At 38.6% G+C, this 26,865-nt stretch carries 23 protein-coding genes and 1 other RNA gene; 16 read left to right on the plus strand and 8 right to left on the minus strand.

Features of this window, described 5'->3' with window-relative positions; genetic code table 11:
- Positions 1-300: 300 nt before the first annotated feature.
- Both gshA and BW142_RS15790 read left to right on the plus strand, forming a co-directional pair.
- Positions 301-1,878, plus strand: a complete 1,578-nt coding sequence (gene gshA, locus BW142_RS15785) for a glutamate--cysteine ligase (RefSeq protein WP_024598434.1) — start codon at positions 301-303, stop codon at positions 1,876-1,878.
- 145 nt (positions 1,879-2,023) lie between these two features.
- A complete protein-coding gene (locus BW142_RS15790; RefSeq protein WP_010554629.1) occupies positions 2,024-2,635 on the plus strand; it encodes a transglycosylase SLT domain-containing protein in 612 nt (203 codons plus the stop codon).
- 48 nt (positions 2,636-2,683) lie between these two features.
- On the opposite strand, the gene BW142_RS15795 is transcribed toward BW142_RS15790, so the two are convergent.
- Positions 2,684-3,952, minus strand: coding sequence for a CNNM domain-containing protein (locus tag BW142_RS15795; protein WP_024593584.1), 1,269 nt, complete (start codon positions 3,950-3,952; stop codon positions 2,684-2,686).
- Positions 3,953-4,013: 61 nt separating this feature from the next.
- A complete protein-coding gene (ccsA, locus tag BW142_RS15800; RefSeq protein WP_024593585.1) occupies positions 4,014-4,820 on the minus strand; it encodes a cytochrome c biogenesis protein CcsA in 807 nt (268 codons plus the stop codon).
- A 253-nt stretch (positions 4,821-5,073) separates the two neighbouring features.
- Here ccsA and ffh point away from each other — a divergent pair, with 253 nt between their 5' ends.
- The 6 genes from ffh to tyrA all read left to right on the plus strand — a co-directional run bounded on the left by ffh (position 5,074) and on the right by tyrA (position 10,052).
- Positions 5,074-6,453, plus strand: a complete 1,380-nt coding sequence (gene ffh, locus BW142_RS15805) for a signal recognition particle protein (RefSeq protein ID WP_076925472.1) — start codon at positions 5,074-5,076, stop codon at positions 6,451-6,453.
- A gap of 260 nt (positions 6,454-6,713) precedes the next feature.
- Positions 6,714-6,962, plus strand: coding sequence for a 30S ribosomal protein S16 (gene rpsP, locus BW142_RS15810; RefSeq protein ID WP_002962192.1), 249 nt, complete (start codon positions 6,714-6,716; stop codon positions 6,960-6,962).
- 17 nt (positions 6,963-6,979) lie between these two features.
- The gene (rimM, locus tag BW142_RS15815; RefSeq protein WP_010554631.1) at positions 6,980-7,516 is read left to right on the plus strand and encodes a ribosome maturation factor RimM; all 537 of its coding nucleotides are present in this window, start codon (positions 6,980-6,982) and stop codon (positions 7,514-7,516) included.
- Positions 7,516-8,283: a tRNA (guanosine(37)-N1)-methyltransferase TrmD gene (trmD, locus tag BW142_RS15820; RefSeq protein ID WP_007581405.1), complete on the plus strand. Its 768-nt coding sequence runs from the start codon at positions 7,516-7,518 to the stop codon at positions 8,281-8,283. Before rimM ends, trmD begins: the two co-directional genes overlap by 1 nt.
- 33 nt (positions 8,284-8,316) lie before the next feature.
- On the plus strand, positions 8,317-8,676 hold the full coding sequence (rplS, locus tag BW142_RS15825) for a 50S ribosomal protein L19 (RefSeq protein ID WP_007581406.1): 360 nt from the start codon (positions 8,317-8,319) through the stop codon (positions 8,674-8,676).
- 242 nt (positions 8,677-8,918) lie between these two features.
- A complete protein-coding gene (gene tyrA / locus BW142_RS15830) occupies positions 8,919-10,052 on the plus strand; it encodes a bifunctional chorismate mutase/prephenate dehydrogenase (protein WP_024598433.1) in 1,134 nt (377 codons plus the stop codon).
- Between the two features lie 127 nt (positions 10,053-10,179).
- Here tyrA and BW142_RS15835 read toward each other — a convergent pair whose 3' ends face one another.
- Positions 10,180-11,337: a chorismate mutase gene (locus BW142_RS15835; RefSeq protein WP_076925473.1), complete on the minus strand. Its 1,158-nt coding sequence runs from the start codon at positions 11,335-11,337 to the stop codon at positions 10,180-10,182.
- A 354-nt stretch (positions 11,338-11,691) separates the two neighbouring features.
- On the opposite strand from BW142_RS15835, the gene BW142_RS15840 reads away from it, so the two are divergent.
- A complete protein-coding gene (locus BW142_RS15840; protein WP_076925474.1) occupies positions 11,692-14,706 on the plus strand; it encodes an EAL domain-containing protein in 3,015 nt (1,004 codons plus the stop codon).
- Between the two features lie 12 nt (positions 14,707-14,718).
- Here BW142_RS15840 and BW142_RS15845 read toward each other — a convergent pair whose 3' ends face one another.
- Positions 14,719-15,048: a translation initiation factor gene (locus BW142_RS15845; protein WP_007581414.1), complete on the minus strand. Its 330-nt coding sequence runs from the start codon at positions 15,046-15,048 to the stop codon at positions 14,719-14,721.
- 135 nt (positions 15,049-15,183) lie between these two features.
- Between BW142_RS15845 and BW142_RS15850 the strand changes: the two genes are divergently transcribed.
- From BW142_RS15850 to BW142_RS15865, 4 genes are all read left to right on the plus strand, one after another.
- Positions 15,184-15,489 carry an STAS domain-containing protein gene (locus tag BW142_RS15850; protein WP_024598430.1) on the plus strand — a complete coding sequence of 102 codons (306 nt, stop codon included), beginning with the start codon at positions 15,184-15,186 and terminating at the stop codon, positions 15,487-15,489.
- A complete protein-coding gene (locus BW142_RS15855) occupies positions 15,489-17,138 on the plus strand; it encodes a SpoIIE family protein phosphatase (RefSeq protein ID WP_076925475.1) in 1,650 nt (549 codons plus the stop codon). The genes BW142_RS15850 and BW142_RS15855 overlap by 1 nt, the downstream gene beginning before the upstream one ends.
- 56 nt (positions 17,139-17,194) lie before the next feature.
- Positions 17,195-17,854 (plus strand): GAF domain-containing protein, encoded by a 660-nt coding sequence (locus tag BW142_RS15860; RefSeq protein ID WP_076925514.1) that lies wholly within the window; start codon positions 17,195-17,197, stop codon positions 17,852-17,854.
- An 80-nt stretch (positions 17,855-17,934) separates the two neighbouring features.
- The gene (locus tag BW142_RS15865) at positions 17,935-19,125 is read left to right on the plus strand and encodes an amino acid aminotransferase (protein WP_024598427.1); all 1,191 of its coding nucleotides are present in this window, start codon (positions 17,935-17,937) and stop codon (positions 19,123-19,125) included.
- Between the two features lie 72 nt (positions 19,126-19,197).
- On the opposite strand, the gene BW142_RS15870 is transcribed toward BW142_RS15865, so the two are convergent.
- On the minus strand, positions 19,198-20,400 hold the full coding sequence (locus BW142_RS15870; protein WP_076925476.1) for an aromatic amino acid transport family protein: 1,203 nt from the start codon (positions 20,398-20,400) through the stop codon (positions 19,198-19,200).
- A gap of 215 nt (positions 20,401-20,615) precedes the next feature.
- Here BW142_RS15870 and BW142_RS15875 point away from each other — a divergent pair, with 215 nt between their 5' ends.
- The gene (locus BW142_RS15875; protein WP_076925477.1) at positions 20,616-21,509 is read left to right on the plus strand and encodes a DMT family transporter; all 894 of its coding nucleotides are present in this window, start codon (positions 20,616-20,618) and stop codon (positions 21,507-21,509) included.
- 68 nt (positions 21,510-21,577) lie between these two features.
- Here the strand turns inward: BW142_RS15875 and BW142_RS15880 are convergent, their stop codons facing one another.
- Positions 21,578-22,456: an OmpA family protein gene (locus BW142_RS15880; RefSeq protein WP_076925478.1), complete on the minus strand. Its 879-nt coding sequence runs from the start codon at positions 22,454-22,456 to the stop codon at positions 21,578-21,580.
- 202 nt (positions 22,457-22,658) lie between these two features.
- On the opposite strand from BW142_RS15880, the gene rnt reads away from it, so the two are divergent.
- The gene (rnt, locus tag BW142_RS15885; protein ID WP_024598424.1) at positions 22,659-23,363 is read left to right on the plus strand and encodes a ribonuclease T; all 705 of its coding nucleotides are present in this window, start codon (positions 22,659-22,661) and stop codon (positions 23,361-23,363) included.
- Here the strand turns inward: rnt and BW142_RS15890 are convergent.
- Positions 23,347-24,972, minus strand: a complete 1,626-nt coding sequence (locus BW142_RS15890) for a FapA family protein (RefSeq protein ID WP_076925479.1) — start codon at positions 24,970-24,972, stop codon at positions 23,347-23,349. The two genes, rnt and BW142_RS15890, sit on opposite strands and share 17 nt — an antisense overlap.
- A 263-nt stretch (positions 24,973-25,235) precedes the next feature.
- Between BW142_RS15890 and ssrA the strand changes: the two genes are divergently transcribed.
- Positions 25,236-25,592, plus strand: a transfer-messenger RNA (tmRNA) gene (gene ssrA, locus BW142_RS15895).
- A gap of 104 nt (positions 25,593-25,696) precedes the next feature.
- On the opposite strand, the gene BW142_RS15900 is transcribed toward ssrA, so the two are convergent.
- Entirely contained in the window at positions 25,697-26,803 is a 1,107-nt protein-coding gene (locus tag BW142_RS15900) for a hypothetical protein (protein WP_253188824.1), read from the minus strand.
- Between the last annotated feature and the right edge of the window lie 62 nt (positions 26,804-26,865).

A 26,865-nucleotide genomic window follows, 5' to 3' on the forward strand; every position in this document is an offset into this window, starting at 1 on the left:
ATATCAAACGCATGTATAGAGTGGGTAAATAATTATTAACTTAGAAAAATTATATTGTTCTTAGCAATTTATACCAGTTGCATTAAATAAGGATCTATTATAGCGCTAAGAAAATAGCACAATAGTAAGGCGAAAATTATGACATATAGTTGTTCTATATGAATAATTTTTAACGCAGTGAGTGCGCTATTTAATGCGATAGAATGATCATATTTTCAATAAAATTGGTATTTATCTTGAGTCTAAGTAATTAGCCCCCATAACCTTATGATTAAGCCACGTGGCCCGAGGAAAGATTTTTTGACAACACATGATTTAGCTAACGCACTTGAAGCGTTATCAGTAAATGAGCACCAACATGCAGTTAAAGGCATTAAACGTGGCATAGAGCGAGAGTCGCTAAGAATACAAGATAATGGCGCTATATCACCTCAAGGTCACCCAAAAGGTGTGGGCAGTGCGTTAACTAACGGCCATATCACAACTGATTTTTCTGAGTCTTTACTTGAATTTATTACTCCAGTTAGTGAATCGTCAACGCAAACGCTTAAGCAATTAAAAGACCTTCAAAAGTTCACTCTAGAAAAAATGGGTGATGAGCTGCTTTGGCCTATTAGCATGCCGTGTTTTATTGAGCACCAAGACGATATAGTGCTAGCTCAATTTGGTAGTTCAAATACAGGCCAAATGAAAACACTATACCGTGAAGGATTAAAAAATCGTTACGGTAGTATGATGCAAGCAATTGCGGGTGTTCACTTTAATATTTCATTTCCAGATACGCTTTGGCAGTCACTTCATTCGTTACAAAAAAGCAATGCAAACCTTCAAGATTTTATCTCAGAAGGTTATTTAGCGCTTATTCGTAACTTTAAACGCGAACTATGGCTAATAAGTTATATGTTTGGCGCATCGCCAGCATTGTGTAACTCATTTTTGCAAGGGCGAAAAACCGACTTACCATTTAAAAAACTAGGTAAAGGCACGCTTTACTTAGAAGTTGGTACAGCACTGCGTTTAGGTAATTTAGGCTATACAAATAGCGCGCAGTCGTCACTACGCGTAATGTATAACTCGTTAGATGAATATGTAGCGGGCCTTAAAAAAGCAATCAACACACCATCAGAAATTTATGGTGATCTTGATGACTACAAGAGTGAAAACCCTAAGCAGTTAAATAAAAATATTCTGCAGATTGAAAACGAATTTTACTCGCCAATTCGTCCTAAGCGTAATGCAAAAAGTGGTGAAACGCCAACGGATGCATTGCTTCGAGCTGGCATTGAATACGTAGAAATTCGCGCATTAGACGTAAACCCGTTTAGTGAAGTTGGTATTGATATTGAACAAATTCACTTTTTAGATGTGTTTTTAACGTATTGTTTATTAAAAGATTCAGCTCCAATGGATTGGAAAGAACAAGCGCGTAGTACTGAAAATCTCGACACAGTAGTAAACCAAGGTCGAGAAGAAGGGCTAATGCTTAACTTTAATAACACACAGCGTAGCCTTCAGTCGTGGGGCGATGAAATATTTACCCAGCTTACTGATGTCGCTAAATGGATGGATAATGCTTATGGTGTTAACTATTACTCGGATACTATAAAGCGCATGGCAACGTGGATACATAATCCAGAGCTTACTTACTCTGGACGTTACGTGTCACAGTTAAAAGAGTCTGGTTTAGACAACGGGCATTTTGCACTAGCATTGGCTAGTAAATATAAGCAAAGCCACGCAGATACAGGCTACAGCGAGTTTTTAAAACCTTGGCTGGAACAACAAGTAGTAGAGTCTAACGAAGCACAAGCTGCAATTGAGCAGGCAGATACCCAGTCATTTACCGCGTTTTTAGATGCGTATTTTGACGGTAAATAACCTTGATATTTAGCAAAATTTAAGCAAAAAAAACGCAGCCCAAGTTGGCTGCGTAAATATATTCAGGGATGAATTAATGCTGTACTGCTGCATTCATTGAGTCAGACCCACACTTTCTAAAAAAGTTCTGTGAGATCTTAGAAAAATGAAAAAAAATGCAATTATCCTATCTCTCGCCATTACTTTAGCCGGTTGTGCTACAGCGCCTCCAAAGCAACCTAACGATTTATGTAAAATCTTTGAAGAAAAGCCAGATTGGTATTTCGACGCAAAAGATGCACAAGAAAAATGGGGTTCTCCCAAGCATGTACTCATGAGTATGATGTACCAAGAAAGCTCATTTAAGCATGATGCCGCTCCGCCAATGGAGTACTTCTTATGGATAATTCCTACCGGTCGCGCAAGTGATGCCTATGGTTACTCGCAAGCTAAAACACCAACATGGTCTGATTATATTCGTGAAACAGGCAACAACGGTGCTGATAGAGACGACTTTGACGATGCAATCGACTTTATGGCGTGGTTTGTTTATAAAACGCATAAAGTAAATAAAATATCTAAATGGGATGCTTACGCACAATACCTTAATTATCATGAAGGTTGGGGTGGGTATAAGCGTGGCACATACAAAAAGAAAAAGTGGCTAATGGGTGTTGCGAACAAAGTTAAGCACAGAGCTAGCCGTTATGGTGCGCAATTAAAACACTGCGAAGAAGAGCTTGATAAAGGTTGGTTTGAACGTCTTATATTTGGCTAGATAGTTATTAATGGATATAAAAAAGGAGCCAATTGGCTCCTTTTTTATTTAGCGAGAACGCTTATTCGGCAGTATCTTCACTTGTTTTATCATGTTTTCTTTTACTTCGAGTACTTCAATAGGATATCCCGCGATACGCAAACTAATATTTGCATCAGGAATATTCTCCAAGTATTCAACAATTAAACCACTCAGAGTTTTAGGTCCATCTAGCGGAAAATCCCAGCCCATTTCTTTATTTAAATCGCGTACGTTAGCGCCGCCATCCACAATGCATGAGCCATCAGTTTGTGTTTCTACTTCTTCGCTTGGCGTACGAGTTTGGGTAGTTGTAAAATCGCCAACAACTTCTTCTAAAATATCTTCTAGGGTCACTAGGCCTTGGATGTCGCCATACTCATCTACCACTAAGCCTATGCGTTCTTTAGATTGCTGAAACTTTAATAGCTGAGTATTTAGTGATGTTCCTTCAGGGATAAAGTAAATTTCACGTACAGCGCGTAGCAAAGAAGGTTTATCAAATTGCTCTTTTGTAAGTAGACGAAGCGCATCACGTGAGTGAATAAAACCTACTGCATCATCTATGTTATCGCGATACAACAACACGCGAGTATGTTGTGCATGGGTAAGTTGGCGACTAATTAGTTTCCAATCGTCATTAATATCAATGGCCACAATTTCGTTTCGTGGGATCATAATATCTTCAACGGTTACTTGTTCTAAATCTAAAATTGAAGTCAGCATACTTTGATGACGAGCAGGAATAAGTGCACCGGACTCATTGAGTACTGTTTTTAATTCTTCTTTACTCATGCTGTGTTCGTCGATTTGAGCGGCACTAATACCAAATAACCGCAGTATACCGTTTGTCATCCAGTTAATAACCACAACAAAAGGGAACAGAATTTTTAGTAATCCCTTAAGTATTATTGAACTTGGAAAAGCAACTTTTTCAGGGTAGAGGGCAGCAAGGGTTTTAGGTGTTACTTCTGCAAATATAAGCACTACAAGAGTTAACACACCCGTTGCTATAGCAATACCTAGGTCACCGTAAAGGCGAATACCTATAATGGTTGCAACTTGGGCTGCTGCTATATTGACAAGATTATTACCGATTAAAATTAAACCGATGAGCCTATCTGGACGGCTAAGTAATTTACTGACTCGTTTAGCTGCACGATGATCCTCTTTAGCGAGGTGTCGCAGGCGTATACGATTGATTGACATAATTCCGGTTTCTGAACCAGAAAAATAAGCAGAAAAAAGCACCAAAAAACCTAAAATGATAAATAGGGTACTTGTCGATATGTCGTCCAACGATGGATCCTTTTCTTATAAATCAATGCGTATTAAGCTAGAGTGAGCAAGCAGAGTCAAGTTAAAACTTATTTAGTATCACTTCTTGTATGAAACGGCTGCCAAAATAAGCGAGTGTGAGGACAAATGCAGCGACCATGATTGTAATAACCACCGGTTTACCGCGCCAACCCTTTTTCATATGCCCGATAGCTACAACGGCAAAAATAGCCCACGCAACTAACGATAATATTGTTTTATGAATGAACTCTTTAGCGAACATTCCATCAAGAAATACAAACCCTGAAAGCAATGCAAATGTGAGTAATATAGTGCCTAAATTAAGAAGTTGGTAAAGCTGGCGCTCCACAACCATTAAAGGCGGAAGGTGGCTGTGCACAATTGCTAAATCTTTACGTTTTAAACGTTTATCAATAAAATAAAACTGTACACCATATAAAGTAGCAATAATTAAAATACAGTAGGCTAACAAAGATAAGGAGATGTGCGTTACTAAACCAACCTCAATATTAATACTTTGTAATAAAATATGATGAGGAATAAATAAACTGGCAATGGTTAGTAAGGCACCAAAACCATAAACAACGGGCAACAATAAAGTTGCAGGGAATTTTAGCGAGACAGCCGTCACCGAAACTACAATCACCCAGCAGGTCAAAAGAGCGACGTTTACGATACTTAAATCTTGACCGTCGGCTCTAAAAACAGAGTTAACTAACAGCAGCATATGCGCCACTATAGCAACCGTGCTTAAAATAACGGTTACTTTTTGGCTAGGGCCTTGTTGATGAAACAGGCGTGAAAGCACGTGAGACGTTGCTAACACATAAAATAAACTGGCAATAATAGTTAAACTAATAATCAGCATTGTGCTTGGGCCACTTAATTTGAGACAAAATAATCCTTGTTGTTATATAGCCATTGTATTTTATAGCAAAGCAAATGCATAGACCTTAAAAAAAGAAACTCAACAAGGTGCACTTGAACACTATATTGTAAGGCGCCATATACGGTATACTACTTTTAATTGAAACTTAATAAGTCAATCTAGGTTAATTGAAGAATCAAATTAACCGTAAAATTTAAATGGATTGATATAAACGTCTTATCGGAACCGTTACATGTTTGAGAACCTCCAAGAACGATTAGGTAAAACCTTAAAAAATATCAGTGGCCGTGGCCGTCTGACGGAAGACAACATAAAAGACACACTTCGCGAAGTGCGTATGGCATTTTTAGAAGCCGATGTGGCATTGCCTGTTGTTCGCGAGTTTGTAAAACAAGTTAAAGAACGTGCAGTTGGGGTTGAAGTTACAAAAAGCTTAAGCCCGGGCCAAGTATTTATAAAAATAGTGCGTGAAGAACTAGAAAAAGCAATGGGTGAGGCTAATGAAGAGCTAAGTCTAAATGCGCAACCGCCAGCCGTTGTAATGGTAGCGGGTCTACAAGGTGCGGGTAAAACCACCAGTGTAGCTAAGCTTGCTAAGTTTTTAAAAGAGCGAAAAAAGAAATCAGTACTTGTAGTAAGTGCCGATGTTTATCGTCCTGCGGCTATTAAACAGCTAGAAACGCTTGCAGCAGAAGTTGATGTTGATTTTTTCCCAAGTGATATTTCGCAAAAACCAGTTGATATTGCAACCGCTGCAATTTCACATGCTAAAAAGAAATTTATAGATGTAGTACTTGTTGATACTGCAGGTCGTCTACATGTTGATAGCAACATGATGGATGAAATTAAAGATCTTCATAAAGCAATCAATCCAATTGAAACCTTGTTCGTTGTTGATGCAATGACAGGTCAAGATGCGGCGAATACAGCTAAAGCATTCGACGAAGCATTACCACTTACCGGTGTTATATTAACAAAAACCGATGGTGATGCACGTGGTGGCGCAGCTTTATCGATTCGTCATATTACTGGCAAGCCTATTAAGTTTATGGGTGTGGGTGAGCGCACTGACGCACTTGAACCTTTCCACCCAGACCGCATAGCGTCACGTATTTTAGGCATGGGTGACGTACTTTCATTAATCGAAGAAGTCGAAATGAAAGTCGACAAAGAGCAAGCTGCTCGAGTTGCTGAAAAAGTATTTAAAGGCGCAGGTTTTACCCTTGACGACTTTGCTGATCAATTAAAGCAAATGAAGAATATGGGTGGCATGATGTCAATGCTTGATAAGCTCCCTGGTATGTCTAACTTACCAGATGCTGTTAAAGGTCAAATGGGTGATAAAACATTTATCCAAATGGAAGCTATTATTAGCTCTATGACTAAAAAAGAGCGCGCACGCCCAGAAATCATTAAAGGTTCGCGTAAAAAACGCATCGCAGCAGGCTCAGGTACGCAAGTACAAGAGATCAATAAGTTGCTTAAGCAGTTTACGCAAATGCAAAAAATGATGAAAAAAATGAAAGGTAAAGGCGGCATGACTAAAATGATGCGCGGTATGAAAGGCATGTTACCACCTGGAATGATGGGCGGCGGCGGTCCTAAATTTTAAAAAGTACCATTAAGTTACTTTTTAAAATAATAGCGAATCATATTTAAAGGAGCAAATAGCTCCTTTTTTGTTGAATAAATTATGCATGTAATACACCTTTAACTCTTATTTGTCGTTGAGATCACGGTTTAACCTACTAAACTGCCTTTTTGGTTCACTTCTTACTTGCGTTATTGCCAAAAACTCGTACAATTCCCCAGCTCCCCATTCTGGGGAGTAAATCTTATTAATGAAAACAGTCAATCTTTATAGAGGACGGTATGGTAACTATTCGTTTGCAACGTGGTGGCGCTAAAAAACGCCCTTTCTATCAAATTGTGGTTGCGGATAGCCGTTTCTCGCGTGACGGTCGCTTCATCGAGAAAGTAGGCTTTTTTAACCCAATTGCTTCAGGTCAAGAAGAAAAAATTCGTTTAGATTTACCACGTGTTGAACACTGGGTAGGTCAGGGCGCATCTCTTTCAGATCGCGTAGCTAAGTTAGTAAAAGACGCTCGTAAAGCGGCTTAATAGGCGTAAGTGTAACCATGAGTCAAGAGAACACCTCATCAATAATTGTCGTAGGAAAGCTCGGTGCCCCATATGGTATAAAGGGCTGGCTTAAGGTACATTCATTTACTGATGATCCCGTAGGGATCTTCGATTTCAGCCCGTGGTTGATAGGGCAGCAAGGTAAATGGCAGTCCTTAGAAGTGGTCGACTGGCGTCGCCACAACAAAGGCTTTATCGCTAAATTTGCGCAGGTAAACGACCGAGACGAAGCAATGGCTTATACCCATGCTGAAATCTCAATGGATGCAGCGCATTTACCAGAACTCCCGCAAGGTGAGTTCTATTGGCGAGATCTCATTGGCATGTCTGTTGTAACCGATAAAGGTTATAGCTTAGGCATTGTTGATGACCTGATGGAGACAGGATCAAATGACGTACTGGTTGTTAAAGCAAACAGTAAAGACGCATTTGGTCAAGCTGAGCGTTTGATTCCTTTTTTAACTGATTCAGTTATTAAAGAAGTTAAATACGACGCAAGAGAAATTACCGTAGACTGGGATCCTGGTTTTTAATGACGCAAACTAGTTCATTATGGGTAGGGGTGATAAGCCTTTTTCCAGACATGTTTGACGCTATTACAGACCAAGGTGTTACCGGTCGCGCAGTAAAAAATGGCTTAATTGATTTTAACTGCTGGAATCCGCGAGACTACGCTTTAGATAAGCATAGAACCGTAGATGACCGTCCTTACGGGGGCGGACCTGGTATGTTAATGATGGTTGAGCCATTAAAAAAAGCGATTGCCGAAGCTAAAAAAGCAGCTGGTGATGGTGCTAAAGTAATTTATATGTCCCCGCAAGGGCGCAAACTTGATCAGCAAGGTGCTAGCGAACTCGCTAACTCTAAAAAACTGATTTTGATTGCCGGTCGCTATGAAGGTATAGATGAGAGAATAATAGAATCATATGTTGACGAAGAATGGTCAATTGGTGATTTTATTTTGAGTGGTGGCGAACTACCTGCCATGACATTAATTGACGCAGTAGCGCGATTAGTGCCAGGTGTGTTAGGTCATAACCAGTCAGCGGAACAAGATTCATTTTCGGATGGCTTGTTAGATTGTCCACACTATACACGACCAGAAACATTGGACGACAAACAGGTTCCTGCTGTATTACTCAGTGGCAACCACCAAGAGATAGCAAAATGGCGGCTTATGCAGTCATTAGGCAGAACTTGGTTACGACGTCCTGACTTGTTGCATAACCTAGCTCTGACTGAGGAGCAAGCGGTATTACTCGCGAAATTTCAGCAAGAGTACCAAAAAGCTTGTGGCTAGAAGACAGTTACACCTAGGAAAGTGAGAAACATAATGGCAAAAGTAAACCAAAATATTATTAAAGCGCTTGAAGATGAGCAGCTTAAAACAGACGTACCTGCATTTGGCCCTGGTGATACAGTGGTTGTACAGGTAAAAGTAAAAGAAGGTGCTAAAGAGCGTCTACAGGCCTTTGAAGGTGTTGTAATCGCTAAGCGTAATCGTGGTCTTCACTCAGCATTCACAGTTCGTAAAATCTCGAACGGTGAAGGCGTTGAGCGTGTATTCCAAACGCACAGCCCTCTTATTGATAGCGTAACAGTTAAGCGTCGCGGTGCAGTTCGCCGTGCTAAGCTTTACTATCTACGTGAGCGTTCTGGTAAATCTGCACGTATTAGAGAAAAACTTAACTAATACGCGCTGTTTATCAACGCAAAAAAACGGGTTGCATCCTTCGGGTTGCAACCCGTTTTGGTTTTAGAATATTATCTTCTCAATTCTCAATTCTCAATTCTCAATTCTCAATTCCTCATTAGTAAAATTTCCGCTTTAACCTTTTCTCAGTTAGCTGATCCTGTTAGTATTTATCGTATTGATTAGTTTACTTTTATGTAAATTTATATTTACGTTATTTGGTTTTTTAAGGTGGGACGAACGTGGCTGACATAAGTGATTTAGCACAGCTAAGAGAAGGTATAGATGAATGCGATGCACAACTTGTTGCCTTACTCGCTAAACGTAATGGTATTACGCAAAAAATTGGTGAGATAAAACAACAAACAGGCGCGCCTTTACATGCACCTGTCCGTGAAGCAGAGCTATTAGCGGCAAGACGACAAGAAGCAATAAATCAAAATGTAAGCCCAGATCTCGTTGAAGATATACTAAGACGTATGATGCGAGAAGCCTATCAAAACCAACAAGCGAAACTTGCATGCGCAGCGCCAGAGCTTTCGCCAATTGTAATTGTGGGTGGTCAAGGTGCCATGGGGCAGTTATTTGCACAGCAGTTTATTCGCTCAGGTTACGAAGTTAAAATTTTAGATAAAGATCAGCAAAACGATGCTAAAAGTATTTTAAAAGGTGCCAAGCTGGTAATGATTAGCGTACCTATTAATGCATTAGACGCTGTCGTTGCTAAGTTACCTAAACTAGATGAAGACTGTTTACTTGTAGATATTACATCGGTAAAGCAATCGCCTATTAAAGCATTAAAAGCTGCGCACAGTGGCCCTGTGGTTGGTTTACATCCAATGTTTGGGCCCGATATATCACATTGGGTAAAGCAAACAGTTGTTGTATGTGAAGGGCGAGAGCACCAAGCGGCAAAAGGTTTATTACAGCAGTTACAAGTATGGGGTTGCCAGCTTGTTGAGCTTGATGCTAAAAAACATGATGAAGCAATGCAAATTATTCAAGTAATGCGCCATTTAACGACATTTGTGTACGGACAGTTTTTAGCAAAACAAAGTCATACGCTAGAAGAGTTGCGCAGTTGCTCGTCACCTATATATCAATTAGAGTTGATGATGGTCGGGCGTTTGTTTGCACAGTCGCCTGAGCTGTACTCAGATATTATGCTCGCACAATTTGATGATGTAGAGAACCTACTTGCACAGTACCAAGATACCTTTGCAAGTACATTAGCTAAATTAAAAGCGGGAGATAAAGCCGCGCTTATTGATTCTTTTGCTGAAGCTAAAGTTTACTTTTCTGACTCTACAGAACACTTTTTAACGCAAAGTCGAAGCTTATTAAATAAAGCGAATGATTCAAAAGTTTTAGATTAATATTTGTTATACCGTTTGCTTAAGTATGGGGACTTAATTCGTTAAATTACTCAAATACTTATACAGATTGGTACTGGTTAACTAAAAAGGGCCAATATTGGCCCTTTTTGATTTGTAAAATTGCTTATTAAGTATTAACGCTTACGGCCTGCAATGACTCGCTTTGGTAGCATCCTAAAATACGTACATATTGGGTGTGCTCTTTAAGCTCTTCTAGCGCTTCTTTTACTTGGCTTTCGGCTAAGTTTGCTTCTAGGTCAACATAAAAAACTTCTTCCCACGGATTACCCGGAGTAGGGCGAGATTCAAGTTTTACTAAATTAATCTTGTGCTGTTTAAAAATCATTAGCGCATCGGCTAGTGAGCCCGCTTGCTGTTTTGTCGACATGATCAAACTAGTTTTAGTTGGAATTTGGTTAGATACTTGTAGAGGCTTACGTGCAACAACAATAAAGCGGCTATGGTTTTCGCTTTGATTAGCTAGGTTTGATTTAATAACCTCAAGCCCTACGTTTTTCCCCGCTTGTGCAGAGCCAATTGCTGCACTATTTGGTGTGCTTAATGCCGATTGTAGTGCGCTTGATGTTGAGTCACATGTTTCATGTTGTAAGTCACCTAAGCCCTGTAAAAAACGGCTGCACTGCGCAAATGGTTGTGGGTGTGCAAATATTTTTGTTAGTTGGCTAAGTTCTGTTTCTGGATTTGCTAGTAAACAATGCTCTACACTGTGAGTTACCTCACCAACAATTGATACTTGTGCGTGCTGTAATAAGTCAAACACCTCGTTAATACTACCAGAGCTTGTGTTTTCAATGGGTAACAAGCCAAAGTCAGCTTGGCCGTTTTCTACTTTACCTGTTATTTCATCAAACGATGTACAGCCAATTTCAACTAATTTACCCGGGCGGCGGCTAAAATATTTATGACATGCTAGTTGGCTATAAGAACCCTGACCACCTAAGTAAGTGACACGGTGTGTTTCACTGAGGGCATCTGGATTCAGATTTTTTTGTAACATTGCTTGTTGGTGTAAAACAGAGTCTTCCAAAATAGTTTGGAAAACATTATTTACGTAGTAAGCATCTAAACCTAGTGATTTACCATAACCAATCAGTTTTTCTAAAAGTGCTAGTTCGCGAGCTTCATCGCGAATTGGTTTGTTGTTAGCAATTTTGTACTCAACCACACCATGGCTAATGCGGCGGCGTTTAGCTAATAACACGAGTAAATCAGAGTCTATTTCATTTATATCGTGTCTTAGGGTATTTAAAACATCATTTGTCATTTTGGTATCCTCATTCCAAAAGTAAGCTGTTATTACACAGCAAAAACAAAAAAGCCTCCCGGTTGGGAGGCTTTACTATTCGATTGATTTTATCTCACAAACAGGGAAGCCTCTCCTATATAAAGAAGCTAAAAAACGAAAAAAAAGTGCGAGAGATAAATATTTTCATGCGGTTAATGTATGGAGAGTTGCTAACAATGTCAATAAAGATCTAAATAAGCTTAGGGTACTATTTATTCCTCTATATTAGTTTTTATAGAAAGTTTACAAATAATTTATAAATATGAAACTGGATCTGGTATATTTCGTTAACTGGTTCAAATAATAACAATTATTAATAATTAAGGTTGACCCGTGGTTTACAGACGCCCTCCATCGCGTTTTGGATTGAATTCTTTAAGTGTAAAACTATCGCTACTCATATCCGCTATTTGCCTAATAGCAGGGGTGTGTGCGGCTGCCTTAATGCTTAAATCTGAAGAGAAACAACTTGTTTTTGAAGAACATGAGATTTTAAAAAGCTCGACAGACTTATTAGTGAAGCAATTTAATGAGCGCATTAAAACAAAAATAAATATTGCGCAGCAAGCTAATAACGTAGTGACACAGCAACTTTTCCAACCCAATTCACCAATTAACTTAAGCAACAAATCACAGTTACAGTTTAATAGCGACGGTACGATTCGAAGTGCCTCGGCTGATGGCTTATCAGCAGCATTTTTACCGCAGCAAAATTACTCTCCTTTTTATAAACGCCTATTTAATGATTCTGAGATGCTGTGGCGTATAATATCTCCTACACTGGTGCACGACTTTTTTAACTTTTATCTCATTACAGATGATGATTTTATTCGTGTTTCTCCTCCAAACTGGGCACTGAACGCACCAGCTGGTTTTAGAGCGACGAATGGCTCAACTTATAAATCGATTAAGAGCACGCTTGAAACAGTAAGAGAGCCTGCATGGTCAAAAGTCTACTACGATACAGTATGGCGCAAGTGGGTTATTAGCCTACTAGTACCTGTTTATGTTGATAATGAGTTTTTAGGTGTGACGGGGAGCGATATTTCCCTCAACAAACTTATTTCGTTTTTACCTGTTGGTGATAAAGAAAAACACCTACTTGTGTTTGATAGCAAAGGGCAATTGTTGGCACACCCAGACTTAAATCCGACCTTACTAGCTGACTATGGTAGTGATAATAAAGCACTCGCTACTAACGAATTTGTAAACCCAGCGCTGCAGTCGATTATTGACGATGTTATTGCAGTGAAGTTACCTGAATACGCAAATTCATTTGAAAAAAATGACGAAGCTCATATTATCAATATTCGTAAGATTGATGACTTAGATTGGTACATAGGGGTATATAAAAAGCGTTCCTCTACGTTATCTGCATTACAAGATTTAAAACTGAAGTTTTTTGGTCTCTTTATTTTATACGCAATATTAGTTGCCTTATTGCTGCATCAAGCGCTTTATCAACTAGTCCTTCGCCGTTTACATACTTTGGTTTATGCAGTTACAAGTTTTGGCAAAGGTCAATTAACTACAGAATTTCCACCAGAAAACAAAGATGAGATTGGCACGCTTAATGGCTCATTTAGAGACATGACGGTAGAAATTCGCAAACTTATCGATGGCTTAAACCAGAGAATTACAGAAAAAGAAATTGCTGAAAAAGCAGCTAACCGTTTATCTAAAGCGGTAGCATTCTCGGGCACTGGCGTTGTGATCACCGACGAGAGTTTTGTAATTGAATACGTAAATCCAAAAATGCTCGAAATGACAGGCTACCCAGAAAGCCATTTCAACAGAGCGCCATTACTGAATATTATTGCCTCAGAGATGTCTATTTTAGTTGAAGACATAGACATAGATTTACGCAGCCGTAATTATTGGCGCGGTGATACATTAATCCAAGGCTTGAATAAAGAGCCAATTTGGGTGTCTTTAAGTGTTTCACCAATTCGTGAAGAGGGCGGTGAAATAACCAGTTATGTAGCATCAGCACAAGACATTTCGTTTGTAAAAGAAAGCCAGCGTAAAATGGAGCAACTTGCTTACTTTGACACCCTTACTGGTCTTGCCAACAGAACGTTCTTTAGAATGCAATTACGCAAATCAATGGCATTAGCTGAACGTGGGCACTATGCGTTTGCATTGTTTTACTTTGATTTAGACGAATTTAAACGTATTAACGATACATTAGGCCACGATGCAGGCGATCAATTATTAATTGAAGTGGCAAACAGACTTAAAAAACGTTTACGAGCCGAGGACACCATAGCACGCCTAGGTGGTGATGAATTTGCAGTGTTGCTCAGTGGTATAGAAAGCCAAGCTCACGCGACTGATGTTGCCAATACAATTCAAAAAACGCTAAATGTACCTATTAAACTAGGTAGCAATGAAGTTATTGTGAGCGCGAGTATTGGTATTACAATGGCTCCGTACGATAGCCTAGAAGAGGATCAGTTATTAAAACATGCTGACTTAGCTATGTATGAGGCAAAAGCAAAAGGGCGTAATACATTCCACTTTTATAGCCAGGAATTGAACGCAGCTGCTAATGAGCGTTTATTTATTGAAAATGAGCTACGTATAGGACTAAAAGAAAAACAGTTTGTAGTTTACTACCAACCTCAAGTTGATAGTCGTACTCATCAGGTAGTTGGTTATGAAGCGTTATTAAGATGGTTCCACCCAACTGAAGGCGCAATCCCTCCAGATAAATTTATTCCTATTGCAGAAGCGACAGGCCTTATAGTTGAATTAGGCGAATGGGTGCTTCAAGAGTCTTGTGATTTTGCCGTAAGATTAACAAAGCAAGGCTTAGAAAATAATATATCGATAAACTTATCGGCTCGCCAGTTCAAAGACTCAAGCTTAGTCTCAACACTGAGTAAAATGATAATTAGGACGGGTGTTTCGGCTAAGCGCCTTCATTTAGAGCTTACCGAAAGTATGCTAATGGGAAATGTAGAAGCTGCAATTACACAACTTCACGAGCTTAAAGCTTTAGGTATATCTATTTCTATTGATGATTTTGGTACTGGTTATTCGTCGCTCAGTTACTTAAAACGATTCCCGGTTGATATATTGAAAATTGACCGTTCATTTGTAAAAGATATCCCTGAGGATACAAATGATATGGAAATCACTGCAGCTATTATTGCCATGGCGCAAAAGTTAAAGCTAGACGTGGTTGCCGAAGGAGTTGAGACAATAGAGCAGATGCAGTTTCTACAAAATAATAATTGCTTCATTGTACAAGGCTATTATTTTAGTAAACCCATTGCGGAGCACGAACTACCAAAATTGTATGAAAGGTTAAGTGAGCTCTCAAATAGCGAAGTAAGTAGTTAATAAAATTGCGGGTTAACCACCCGCAATTTTAACTTTAAATTTTAACGCTTCTAAAATGGCTTTTAGTTTATCGCGGTCATCACCTTGCACTTCAATAATGCCTTCTTTTACTGCGCCGCCTTGGCCCATTTTGCTTTTTATAGTTTTAGCTAACTTTTTTAAATCGTGATCTTTTGGATCAATGCCTACAACTAACATTACGCCTTTGCCTTTACGCCCTTTTGTTTGACGTTCGATGCGAATAAAGCCATCTTTAAAAAGCTTAGCTTCTAACTCTTTTTCTGGTTTTGGCTGGTCAATGCGACCCGTACTTGTTGAATATACTAAGTGACTATCACTCATACCTTACCTTTATGGATAAAAATTAATTAAATATTGGCGTAAATGATAGCAAATTTGAAGTTGTGTGTTTTTCTTTTTGCTAAATACTTTTAACAGGTTATATTTAGTTCAAAGGAAATATTATTGGAGTTTAATATGAGTTTAACTAAGAATGAATCAGTCGATGGCACTACATTAACAATACAAATCAAAGGTAAATTTGACTTTAATTTAGTGCAATCTTTTCGCCAAGCTTATGCTCAAATGAGTGAAAAAATTGTAAAGGTTATTATTGATTTAAGAGAGACTGACTACATGGATAGCTCAGCACTTGGCATGTTACTTAACATGAAAAAAACCATTGATAGCCAAGTAAAAACTATCGAAATAAGCAATTGCCAACCACAGCTTAGAAAAATTCTACAAATTTCACGTTTTGATAAAAAGTTTGATATTAGCTAATGATACATGTGTTAATTGTAGATGATCAGGCGCTCAATCGCATTTTACTCAGTAAAATGCTTGAGCAAGAAGGTTATAAAATATCAGTGGCTTATAACGGACTAGATGCGCTTAATGTACTTAAAAGAGAGCCAATAGACGTTGTTTTGCTCGATGTTTTAATGCCTGTAATGGATGGTTTTGAAGCCGCTGAAAAAATAAAGCAGCAGTATAGTGAAGTTTACTTACCAATTATTTTTATAACCTCCTTAGAAGATCAAGCAAGTTTTGAGCACTGCCTCGAGGTAGGCGGTGATGACTTTATTCATAAACCATTTGAAAAAGTTATTCTGCATGCAAAAATTAAAGCACATATTCGCACCAGAGAGCTGAGTAAAAAAGCTAACCAGCAAAAAAAATTGCTTGAATATCATCATAATCAAATTGAACGTGAACACGAAATAATTGAACATATTTTTAATAACTCATTAGAAAATCAAGGTAAGTTTAAAGAGTATTTAGATTTTAATTTATCACCTGCCTCTATGTTTAACGGCGATATGTTTTTAGTAGCGCAAAGTCCTATCGGTAATTTGTATTGCATGTTGGGCGATTTTACGGGTCACGGCCTAGCTGCGGCTATAGGTGCATTACCAACTTCTCGTGTGTTTTATACTATGGTACAAAAAGGTATGGCGGTTAACGATATTGCCAGCGAGCTAAATACACTACTGTACAACCTCCTACCTGGGCATATGTTTTGTGCTGCAACCATTATAGAGCTTAGTGCATCAGGTAAAAGTGTTTCTGCATGGATGGGCGGCCTGCCAGATGCGTATCTAATAGATAAAGACGGTAATGTAAAACAAACATTAGAATCGCAGCATATGGCGCTGGGGATTTTAGATGAACAAGAGTTTGAATATGAAGTTATTCATTTTGAAACAAATAGTAATACACGCCTAGTATTAGCAACCGACGGTATTATAGAAACGGCAAACAAAGAGGATATATTTTTTGGGGAAGAGCGATTTTTACAAACCTTAAAAAGTAAATCGATGATTAGTAGTGAAGACATAGTTGCTAACGTTACTAAGTTTGCCGATGGCACTAAACAGCAAGATGATTTAAGCATTGTTTTACTAAACTGCCTGCCTTTAATTCCTGAGGAACAAGAGCGGGAAGCCTTTTCTACTTTAGCCTTTAATTTATCTTTGAGCTTAAACTCAGAGCAAATAAAAAAAACTGATCCAGTGTACGACGTCGTTAATATTTTAAGCAGTGTTGAGGGGTTAAATACTCATCGCTCTAATATATTTTTACTGTTGTCTGAGGCGTATAACAACGCGCTTGATCATGGTGTATTAGGACTTAATTCAGAAATTAAAAAACAAGAAGACGGCTTTTTTCGATATTACGAGTTGAGAGAGGCAGCCCTTGCTAAACTTACAGATGCCATGATTATTATTGATATGCGCTATTGCCCCGACACGCTCAGTTTATATTTTATTATTTGTGATTCAGGCCGAGGGTTTAGTAGTAAGCACGATGAGTTGGCAAAGGCTAATAACGAATTTGGCAGAGGGGTGTCTTTATTAGAAGAAATAGCCGAAAAAGTCACTTATAACGCCAGTGGTAACCAAGTTGAAATGTGCTACAAGTTGAGCTAGCTCTGTAAAAATATCCATGCTATTATTCTCGAAACTTTAGATGTATGGATGGCCAAGTGATTTCTTCTTACTTAAAACAAGCACAACTTAGTGCTAATCCAGCTTTGATTTCAACAGAGCTTGAAAAGCTTGATCTACATTTAGCAAACACTGCTTTGCCTGATGTGTGTTGGGAGTATCAAATACCTGAGCTTGGCGAGGGCGGTGCATGTAGTTTATTTGGTTACTTACAAGATGAGCCATTCAAATTAACTGACTATCTTAAAAGTGATGAGCAAACACAGTTCAAGCTAGCTAATTTACAAAGTATTGTAAGCTACATTGAGCAGCAAATAGGCGTTGATTGGTATGGTATTTATCAATCAACTAATACCCATGAAGGTAAGCAACTATTAAAATTGGCTTATCATGGTGCGCCTAGTCGTCCGTTGTTTCCTTTAACGCAAGCATTTGCGGCTGGCAGTAACAACGTACAGGTTGCGCTATCTCACAAGGGCCGCATTATTAATAACGTTGAAGCGTATTTATCACAAGGTGGTGAATACTACACATGCGATCCTAAAGTTAAATCAGAAACCTGCCTACCTTTATTTAATGCACAAAATGAATGTGTTGGTATTGTAGATGCAGAAGCCTTTAAAAATGATTTTTTTGATGAAAAGACGCTTGCCGTTTTAATTGCATGTTGTATTAAAATTCCTCACTTTCTAGTGTAAATAACGCTAGTCAATATGATGTGCTTTTATGTTAAGCTTAGCTTAACAGCTAACCCCTAAATAACGATAAGAGATAGCCAATGTTCTCAGTATTAAAACCATTACCAACAGATCCTATTCTTGGCCTTATGGCGGCCTATAAACAAGATACGAACCCTAATAAAATTGATTTAGGTGTAGGTGTCTACAAAGATGAGCAAGGCAATACACCGGTTCTTAAAGCGGTAAAAAAAGCTGAAGCGTTTCGTCTTGAAAACGAAATGAGCAAATCTTACATTGGTTTAGCGGGTAATTTAGATTACTGCCAAAAAATGGAGCAGTTACTATTAGGTGAACACCAAGCATTACTAGCTAACCGCGTACGTACTGCACAAGCTCCTGGTGGTACGGGTGCACTTCGTGTTGCAGCTGAATTTATTAAGCGTTGCAATAAAGACGCGACTGTTTGGGTAACTAACCCAACATGGGCTAACCACATTAGTTTGTTTGAAGCTGCAGGCTTAACAGTAAAAGAATACCCATATTACGATTACGAAAATAAAGATTTACTGTTTGATGAAATGATCAACACACTTAAACAAGTGCCTAAAGGTGATGTGGTTTTAGTGCATGCATGTTGTCATAATCCAAGCGGTATGGATTTAAATGAAACACAGTGGAATACGGTTGCCGAACTTGCAAAAGAAGTTGGCTTTACACCACTTGTTGATATTGCATACCAAGGCTTTGGTGCTTCACTTGAAGAAGATGCACGTGGCTTACGTATTTTAGCCGATGCAGTAGAAGAGCTAATTATTTGTTCTTCATGTTCTAAAAACTTTGGCTTATACCGCGAGCGTATTGGTGCATGTTCACTAATTGCAAAAGACAGCGCAACAGCAGATATTTCAAACTCTGTAATGCTAAGCGTTGTACGTAGTATTTACTCAATGCCGCCAGCGCATGGTGCTGACATTGTTAATACTATTTTAAGCAGTACTGAGCTTACACAATTATGGCACTCTGAGCTTGATGAAATGCGTAGCCGCATAAATGGCTTACGTAGCTTAATTAAAGAAAGCTTAGCAACTAAAGATATTGCTCAAGATTTCTCGTTTATCGAGCGCCAAAACGGTATGTTTTCTTTCTTAGGTATTAATAAAGAGCAAATTGCTCGCCTACAAAAAGAATACGGCATTTACATTGTTGGCTCTAGCCGCGTAAATGTTGCAGGTGTTAGTCATTCAAATATTGAATACTTTTCAAATGCTGTTGCTGACGTTTGTAAATAAACGCAGTTAATATAAAAAACCGCACACCTGATGATGTGCGGTTTTTTATTATCTAAATTAAAACAAAAAACTTTAACCAATAGCAGGAATAAGCCCCACCATTTGCATAAACTGCGCAGCAATAATAGTTATGCCACATATAGCTGCTATACCAAGCCCAACATTCCCACTTTTTACTTTATAGCCTGTTTTATTTGATGTTGTACGCTGTTTATAAACCATTGCTACAGGCAAAAATATAGCCAGCACGACAAGTGCTATTGCAGCGTAACCTAAAGCCATAATAAAGCCTTGAGGGTAAAATAGCGCAAAGCCAAGTGGCGGAATAAACGTAATTAAGGCCGTTTTTATTCGATCCGTTTTATTGTCACCTTTTTTAAATGCATCAGCAAAAAAATCAAATAACCCTAAACTCACCCCTAAAAATGATGTCGCCAGTGCTAAATCAGCAAATAACTTAACGGCCGTTGCCACACTTGGGTTATGCGCAATGCTTGCCACGCTAGATACAAACCCATTAAGCCCATGGCTGTTGAGTAAATCAGCTTGACTCATAATACCTTGGCTAAGTAGTTGCCAAAAAATATAAATGACTAAAGGTAGGGCAGCTCCAGCAATCATTACTTTGCGCAGTACTTTTATTTCAACACCAACATATTTAACAATAGAGGGGATAGATCCATGAAAGCCAAACGAAGTAAATATAACCGGTATAGCTGAAAGGATTAACCCTTGCTCCACAGGCATCTCTAATAAGTGCTTACCTTGCACATAAGGGGTAAGCATGTAAAACAAGCTAGCTAACACAATAATTTTTATTGTAAATAACACTCTATTTAGTTTATCTACCTTGCTAGTGCCTAGCGTTACTACACTTGCAATAATAACAGCAAGAATCACAGAGCCAAACTGTGGGGCTATATCTACATCAAAGCCTATATTTATACGCGCTTGGAGTTGTGCACCACCACCTGCAATATAAGCAGCGCATAAAGCGTAAAATAAAAAAACCATCGAAAAATTCGCAATATATTGTCCGCGTTTTCCAAGCCATAATTTAGCCAATGTATTTAATGTAGCATCGCGTGGTGCATATTGGTGTAGCTCTAACATGAGTAGTGCGGTGTAGGTCATTAGTAACCAGCTAGCAATTATTAATGCAAGTGCAGTACTAAACCCAAGCCCGGCAGATGCAATTGGCAATGCCAACATACCCGCACCAATAGTGGTGCCTGCAACAATTAACATGCTTCCAGTTGTTTTATTTTTAAGCACTTAATTACCTTAATTATTATTAATATTGATGCACCATATAACTAGTTGCTCAAATCTCAAATAGTTTTGTAATAAAAGAACGTTATTAAAATGTAACTTACAATTTACAACTGTATTTATTAAGGACTTTAGTGTTTAAAAAGTACTAAAGCACAGTAGTGAGCGTATAATTTATTTTTTGTTTTATTCATTCATATAAAGCGTAGGGATGGCACGTGCCAGTTAAAGTATCGTATTTTTTAATGGTTCTTATATGGTCTACTACACCACTGGGTATAGTGTGGAGCAGTGACACTGTATCGCCAACACTTGCAGTATTAATGCGGATGCTGGTGGGGCTATTTTTAGGCGGGTTAATTGTTGCTATTACAAATATTAGAGTGCCTTGGAGCAAAAATGCATGCTTACTTTATTTTTATTCGAGTATAGGTATTTTTGGCGGTATGTTGTTGAGCTATATGGCAGCTAAAACAGTCCCTTCGGGTATTATTTCGCTTATGTTTGGCCTTGCTCCTATTTTGTCAGGGTTGCTTGCTCAGCAATTATTAAATGAACCTAAATTTAGCCCGATTAAATTAGTTGCGTTAGCGTGCGCCTTAATTGGCTTATATTTCGTTAGTTATAACCAAGTGCAAAGCTCGCAAACTCAAGGGCTCGGGTTACTTTATGTGTTTATGGCTGTCTGCTTTTTTAGTTTAAGTGGTGTGATGATCAAGCGCGTGAAAATTGCGATTCATCCTATGGCAACAACATTTGGCGCATTGGTTTTTGTAACCCCACTCTTTTTTATTGCTTGGTGGTTATTAGATGGTGAATTGCATATACAAAACTGGAGTGCAAAATCATTGTGGGCTATTGGTTATTTAGGAATATTTGGATCTTTAGTAGGGGCTTTGGCGTATTTTCATGTGCTGCAAAACCTAAATGCAAGCACGGTATCACTTACTACACTTATCACCCCTAGCTTTGCGTTAGGCTTGGGAGCTTGGCTAAATAATGAGTCATTGAGCCAAGAACTAATAATTGGTGCGGTTATTATTTTAATTAGTCTAGGTTTTTTCCAATTTGGTGATAAGTTTTTAAGGCGAAAGAAAGTAAACACAAATTAGCTTTACTACATTTTTTCAATTTAGTGATAAGTTTTAAAGCGAAAGAAAGTAAGCGCAAATTAGCTTTACTACATTTTTTCTATTTGAATAATTAAACGACGGTTTTTGTCTCGGCTTAAAATGTTATCGTTATTATCAACAAAGCGTTTTTCGCCCAAACCGGTTGTTTGTACTTTTGTTTCATCAACACCCAAGCTCACCATATAATCTTTTATAGTTTTGGCGCGCTTGCGCGATAAATCTAAGTTATTCCAGCGTCCGCCATAACTATCGGTGTATGAGTCAATACTAATGGACTCTATGCTTGCATCATTTTTTAAATACTCAGCAATCTTATCAAGACGTTGTTGCGAGGATTTAGTTAATTTACTGCTGTTAGATTGATAGTTCATTACAGTAAACGAAATATCTTCAAAGCTGTAAGGGAGTAGCTCATCACGGCATTGTAAAAAAGCCCAGTAAGCTTGTTTAAAGTTTACGCTCGATATACCAACGGCAATTTTATCGGCACTGTTTTGCCAGTCTTGATAATAAAAAGTAGGGTAGTAGCCTTTTTCAAGCTCGGTAAGCATTTCCCATGCGGTTTTATTGCCTAGCTCGCCATCAAACTTTTTAAGTAATTTCATATTTGCAATATCGCGAGCGGGCAATCCTGCACGCCATGTAGGTGGCACTGCTTTTAAACCTGCAATTGCGTAGTTATCTGGGCGTACAACCATATCTAAATTAAATGTTAAGTTTTTATTTTTACTTGCAGAAGCTTTAAATATAGCTTCACCGTAATAAGGAACCTCATGATTTAACTGGCATTGTAAGCGCGTTGTTTTAACGACTTCCCAGTTGGAGTTGTCTTGGGTTGCTGTGTATTGGCGCATAGCAGCTTGCGAGTGAGCACTGCAAAGCACTGCACTTATACTAAGGCTAATAAATAACAACTTATACTTCATGGTGCTCTCCAGCTATCCGGGAATGCCAATAATTTGGCAAATTAACGACTGCAATGATTAGTTTGTTCTCTATATAACTAACTTATAAGTTAAAGCAAGTTATGTGCCTATAATTTTAAAGCAATAAATACTTAAATCCCCTAGCCTAGGGGGCATCAATTTTGACATAATAGTCAGCTTACACGTATAAACAAAGAAGACTATGGCAAATACTGAGCAAACACCTTTCGCAAAACGCTTTCGTGGATTTTTTCCTGTTGTTATTGATGTTGAAACTGCAGGTTTTAACAAAGAAACAGATGCCTTGTTAGAAATAGCAGCCTCTGTTTTAAAAATGGATGACGAAGGACTGCTCAGCATAGATCATACAGTTCATTTTCATGTTCAGCCATTCGAAGGCGCTAATATAGAACAAGCAGCTATCGACTTTAATGGTATAGACCCGTTTTCACCATTACGTGGCGCAGTACCTGAAGATGAAGTAATTAAAGAAATATGTAAAGTAGTACGCAAAGCGCAAAAGGCTGCTGGGTGCCAACGCTCAGTTATTGTGGCGCATAATGCCGCATTCGATCATGGCTTTTTAAATGCAGCAATAGAGCGTAATAACATTAAGCGTACGCCATTTCATCCCTTCGTAAGCTTTGATACAACATCTTTAGCGGGTTTAGCGTTAGGGCAAACTGTATTAGCAAAAGCATGTAGAGCGGCTGGTATCGAGTTTGATAACAGCCAAGCGCACTCAGCGCTTTACGACACAGAACGTACAGCCGAGCTTTATTGTTTAATAGTAAACCGCTGGCAGCAATTAGGTGGTTGGCCATTAGCGCCGCTAGATGATGGCGACGCTGATGCCGAAGTTGACACTGAAACAAAAAATGACGAAGAAACTAAAACGTCTGAGTAATTTTACCCTCAGTTAGCTTAACTAGGTGGGGCGGGTAAATACGCGAAAATTGTTTAGAATCTTTCGCTATTTTAAGTTCCACACCAGGGTGCATTAATTCATTTACTTTTAAACGACTACTGGCAAGTAATTGCACTATTTTTTGCTTAATAAGTAGTTTTTGACGATGAATATGCGCAGAGCGTATTTTTATATGCTTTTCATTTTCAGTTATTTTATTCATGAATTGCTGGCGCTGAGCAGCACTCGCAATTTTACTCGCTTTTTCACGAGCCTGTTGTAAAGCCGTTACTTTAGTCGCAAGTATTTTTTCAAAGTCAGTTATTTGAATTTGCTTTTGGCGAAGCTCAAACCAGAGTTGTGCTAAAAATACGCGTGTTTTAGTACCGGCTGGCGCGCCTAATTCACCTGTTTCAATGCGCATAGCATCTAAAATATTACCGCCAATAATTTTACCTCGCGGGTCATTTGCTTTGCCTACACGTATTAATCGCCTAGCACTTAAATCACAATGCAGAGCTTGGCGTTCAATAAATAAATCTTGTTCGGATTTAATATTGCAGTACTGGGCATAACCAATCGAAATAGTTCGCTGAGAGGTTATAGAGCATGTAAATGCTTCCTCGCCTTCACGTTTTCGGCCAATTGCGCCAAGCATAATGGTTACCGCACTTTTACTTTCAACAGTTCCTGACTCTACAAAACCAAGTACCGTAATATCACCGTTGGCTTTTACACGCATGCCGTCTTTAATATCGCCAGTAATAATTACGCTACCATCAAAGTCAACGTGGCCGGTGCTTACATCTACGTTATCAAAGCATAAAACATCATCTACACGCATACCACGGGGTAGGGCAACGGGCACACCTTTGCAGTCGGCAATAAGCATATTAGGATTATTAGGGTCTACTTTTGTACCTTCGAACGGCTGGAGTTGGTGATCTTTACCTGGTTTTGCACTAATTGAATCGCCAAATACTGTATAGCCTTCTTCTCCAGGGGTAGCTGCAATACGCTGCATTAAGGGAGTGCCAGGTTTTACGGTGATAATAGCGCCAAGGTTTTTCATATCAACCTTACCGCCTTCTTTAGCTTGTGGGCTGAGTACTCGGTCTTGGGCTGTTGAGCATAAACGCACAAATTTAGCATCGCGGCCTTCTTTAGGATTGCGCCCATGTGCAATTATGGCACTGTAAGAGCTTCCTGCTGGTTGCTCAAACTGCTGGCCTAAAAAGGTATCAAGCGCACGAGGACTTATTCCTTTTTTAATACCTGCATCAGCAAGTGCTTTTTGCGCGCCTTCCATAGACAAAAGTGCGCCACCTTTAGCGGTAGTTAATGTTGCTTCTGCGACCATGTTTTTTTCATCAATATTAATGACAATTGAAGCATCTACAGCTTTAGCAACGACAAGCGATACTTCCTGATAATTTTTAGTTGGCGCAAAAAGCTTTCCAATATTAGCAATTACAGCTTCGTACTCACTAAACTCAGATTGTTCGAGCATTTGCGTTAACTGAGTACTTGTAACAGGAAAACCACTATCAATAGGGTGACTTTCTAAAGAGACAAACCCTGTACTTTTATCAAATGAAAAAACCGACATTTATTAATTCCCTACTCTATGCCTGTTATTATTTTTATTTTTTACAACTAAAGGTTTAGAAATAGCAAAAACCTTAACTCCTCATTTGAACACAGGTTAAACACATTGTTAAGTAAATGTTTATATAGGCTTGCATAAACTAAATTTTGCTTACTTAACGCGCGATTGACATATACAACTAAAATAAAGCGTTACTAGGCCTTGAGTATCAGTACTTTACTCAGTTATACTGTTTGTACGCTCTGAATTGAGTTACTAATTCAGGGGCTGATTAGGATTCGACGGAATTCAAGAAGCCCAAGGTGCATGTCGAGGTGCGGTTTGCCTCGTTAAACAGCCGCAACCTAAAGTAATCGCAAACGACGATAACTACTCTCTAGCAGCTTAGGCTGGCTAGCGCTCCTTCCATGTATTCTTGTGGACTGGATTTTGGAGTGTCACCCTAACACCTGATCGCGACGGAAACCCTGGCCGGGGTTGAAGCGCTAAAACTAAGCGGCCTCGCCTTTATTTACCGTGTTTGTCCGGGACTTAAAGGTTAATTAAATGACAATACTAAACATGTAGTACCGACGGTCGAGGCTTTTCGGACGGGGGTTCAAATCCCCCCAGCTCCACCAATAAAGGTTTTTGAACTCGTTATTCGAAAACCATAAGAAACCCGCAAATTTGTTAATCCAAATTTGCGGGTTTTTTTATGGAATTTATAAAGTGAAAATAAAGTTTAAGAAATTCTAATTGCACGTAGCTTCATTTTTATTGCAATTACAAGCAGGCTAAATAATGACAGCATACTTATTAACAACGTTAGGTTAAGTATAGGGTTACTTGGCTCATAGGTAGCGACAGGAGAGTTGTTTATAGTTTGCGAGTTTTGATGTTGCCTAATATAGCTTTGGCTGATCCAATCTACCGCGTTTATCCATTGTACTTTGGCGGGGTCAGTATTGTTTAGCATCCCTATTGCGTGCTTATCGTTATCTAAGCTTTTTGAAAGTTGTATCAGTTGCTGCCAAAATTCATTTTTAGGGCCTAGGTCGTCTATCTCTTGCAGGTGCTGTTGTAATTTGTCACCCCCCATCGTTTTTATATCAGCTTGCCCGGTAGTTTGCGCGTAGCTATTTATTAGCGATGAAAAGCGTCTAAAGTACTCATTACTTTTTTGCTGTGTAGGGTTAGTTGTTCGCTCGTTTGTTACTTTTTGTGCTGGTTGATTTAGGCTATTTTGATCAATCAAATATTGTTTATAATTTTGGTAACTTAAGTTGTTTGTAGTTGTGTTATTTGTAGTTCCGTTATTTAGAATGCCAAAGTTGTTTTTCAGTGCATTAACACTGATCACTACGCCTATTAAGGTAATAATACAAAGTGCGCTATAGCAAAAGTACAATGCGCTTTTTAAAGTGTTACGCAGTAGTTTATATTTATTATAACTTTGCTTAATAGCTGCAGCTGTATTTGGGGCTTTGCCCGTATCTAGGCGTTCACTTTGTATTGAGATACTTTTGCCTTCAGTACTTTCACTAATGTGTTTATCTGTATTTTTACTGTGCTCAGTGAGTGCTATTTGATTATTTTGAGATTGAGAGATTACAGTAATTAGTTGAGGTTCTACTTTAGTAATCAAACCTAGCTTTTTAAGTGAGGATTCTGTTTTAACAGCATCAATACTCGATAAGTCTTTTTTTAAAGCGTAAGCTTTTCCATCAAATAACTGAACAACAATATTATGAGGAATATTAAGAAGTTGGCTGAGTTGTTCTTGGGCAGAGGTAAGGTCAGTATTTTGATATAACTGACCATTAAAAACAATTTTAAATGTGGCGCTCACGTTGGTACCTTGCTTGTGTAATTCCATTTTTGGAATTTTATTTTTATTATTTGATACACAAA

It is taken from the genome of Pseudoalteromonas sp. EB27, from assembly GCF_001974875.1.
Classification (GTDB): domain Bacteria; phylum Pseudomonadota; class Gammaproteobacteria; order Enterobacterales; family Alteromonadaceae; genus Pseudoalteromonas.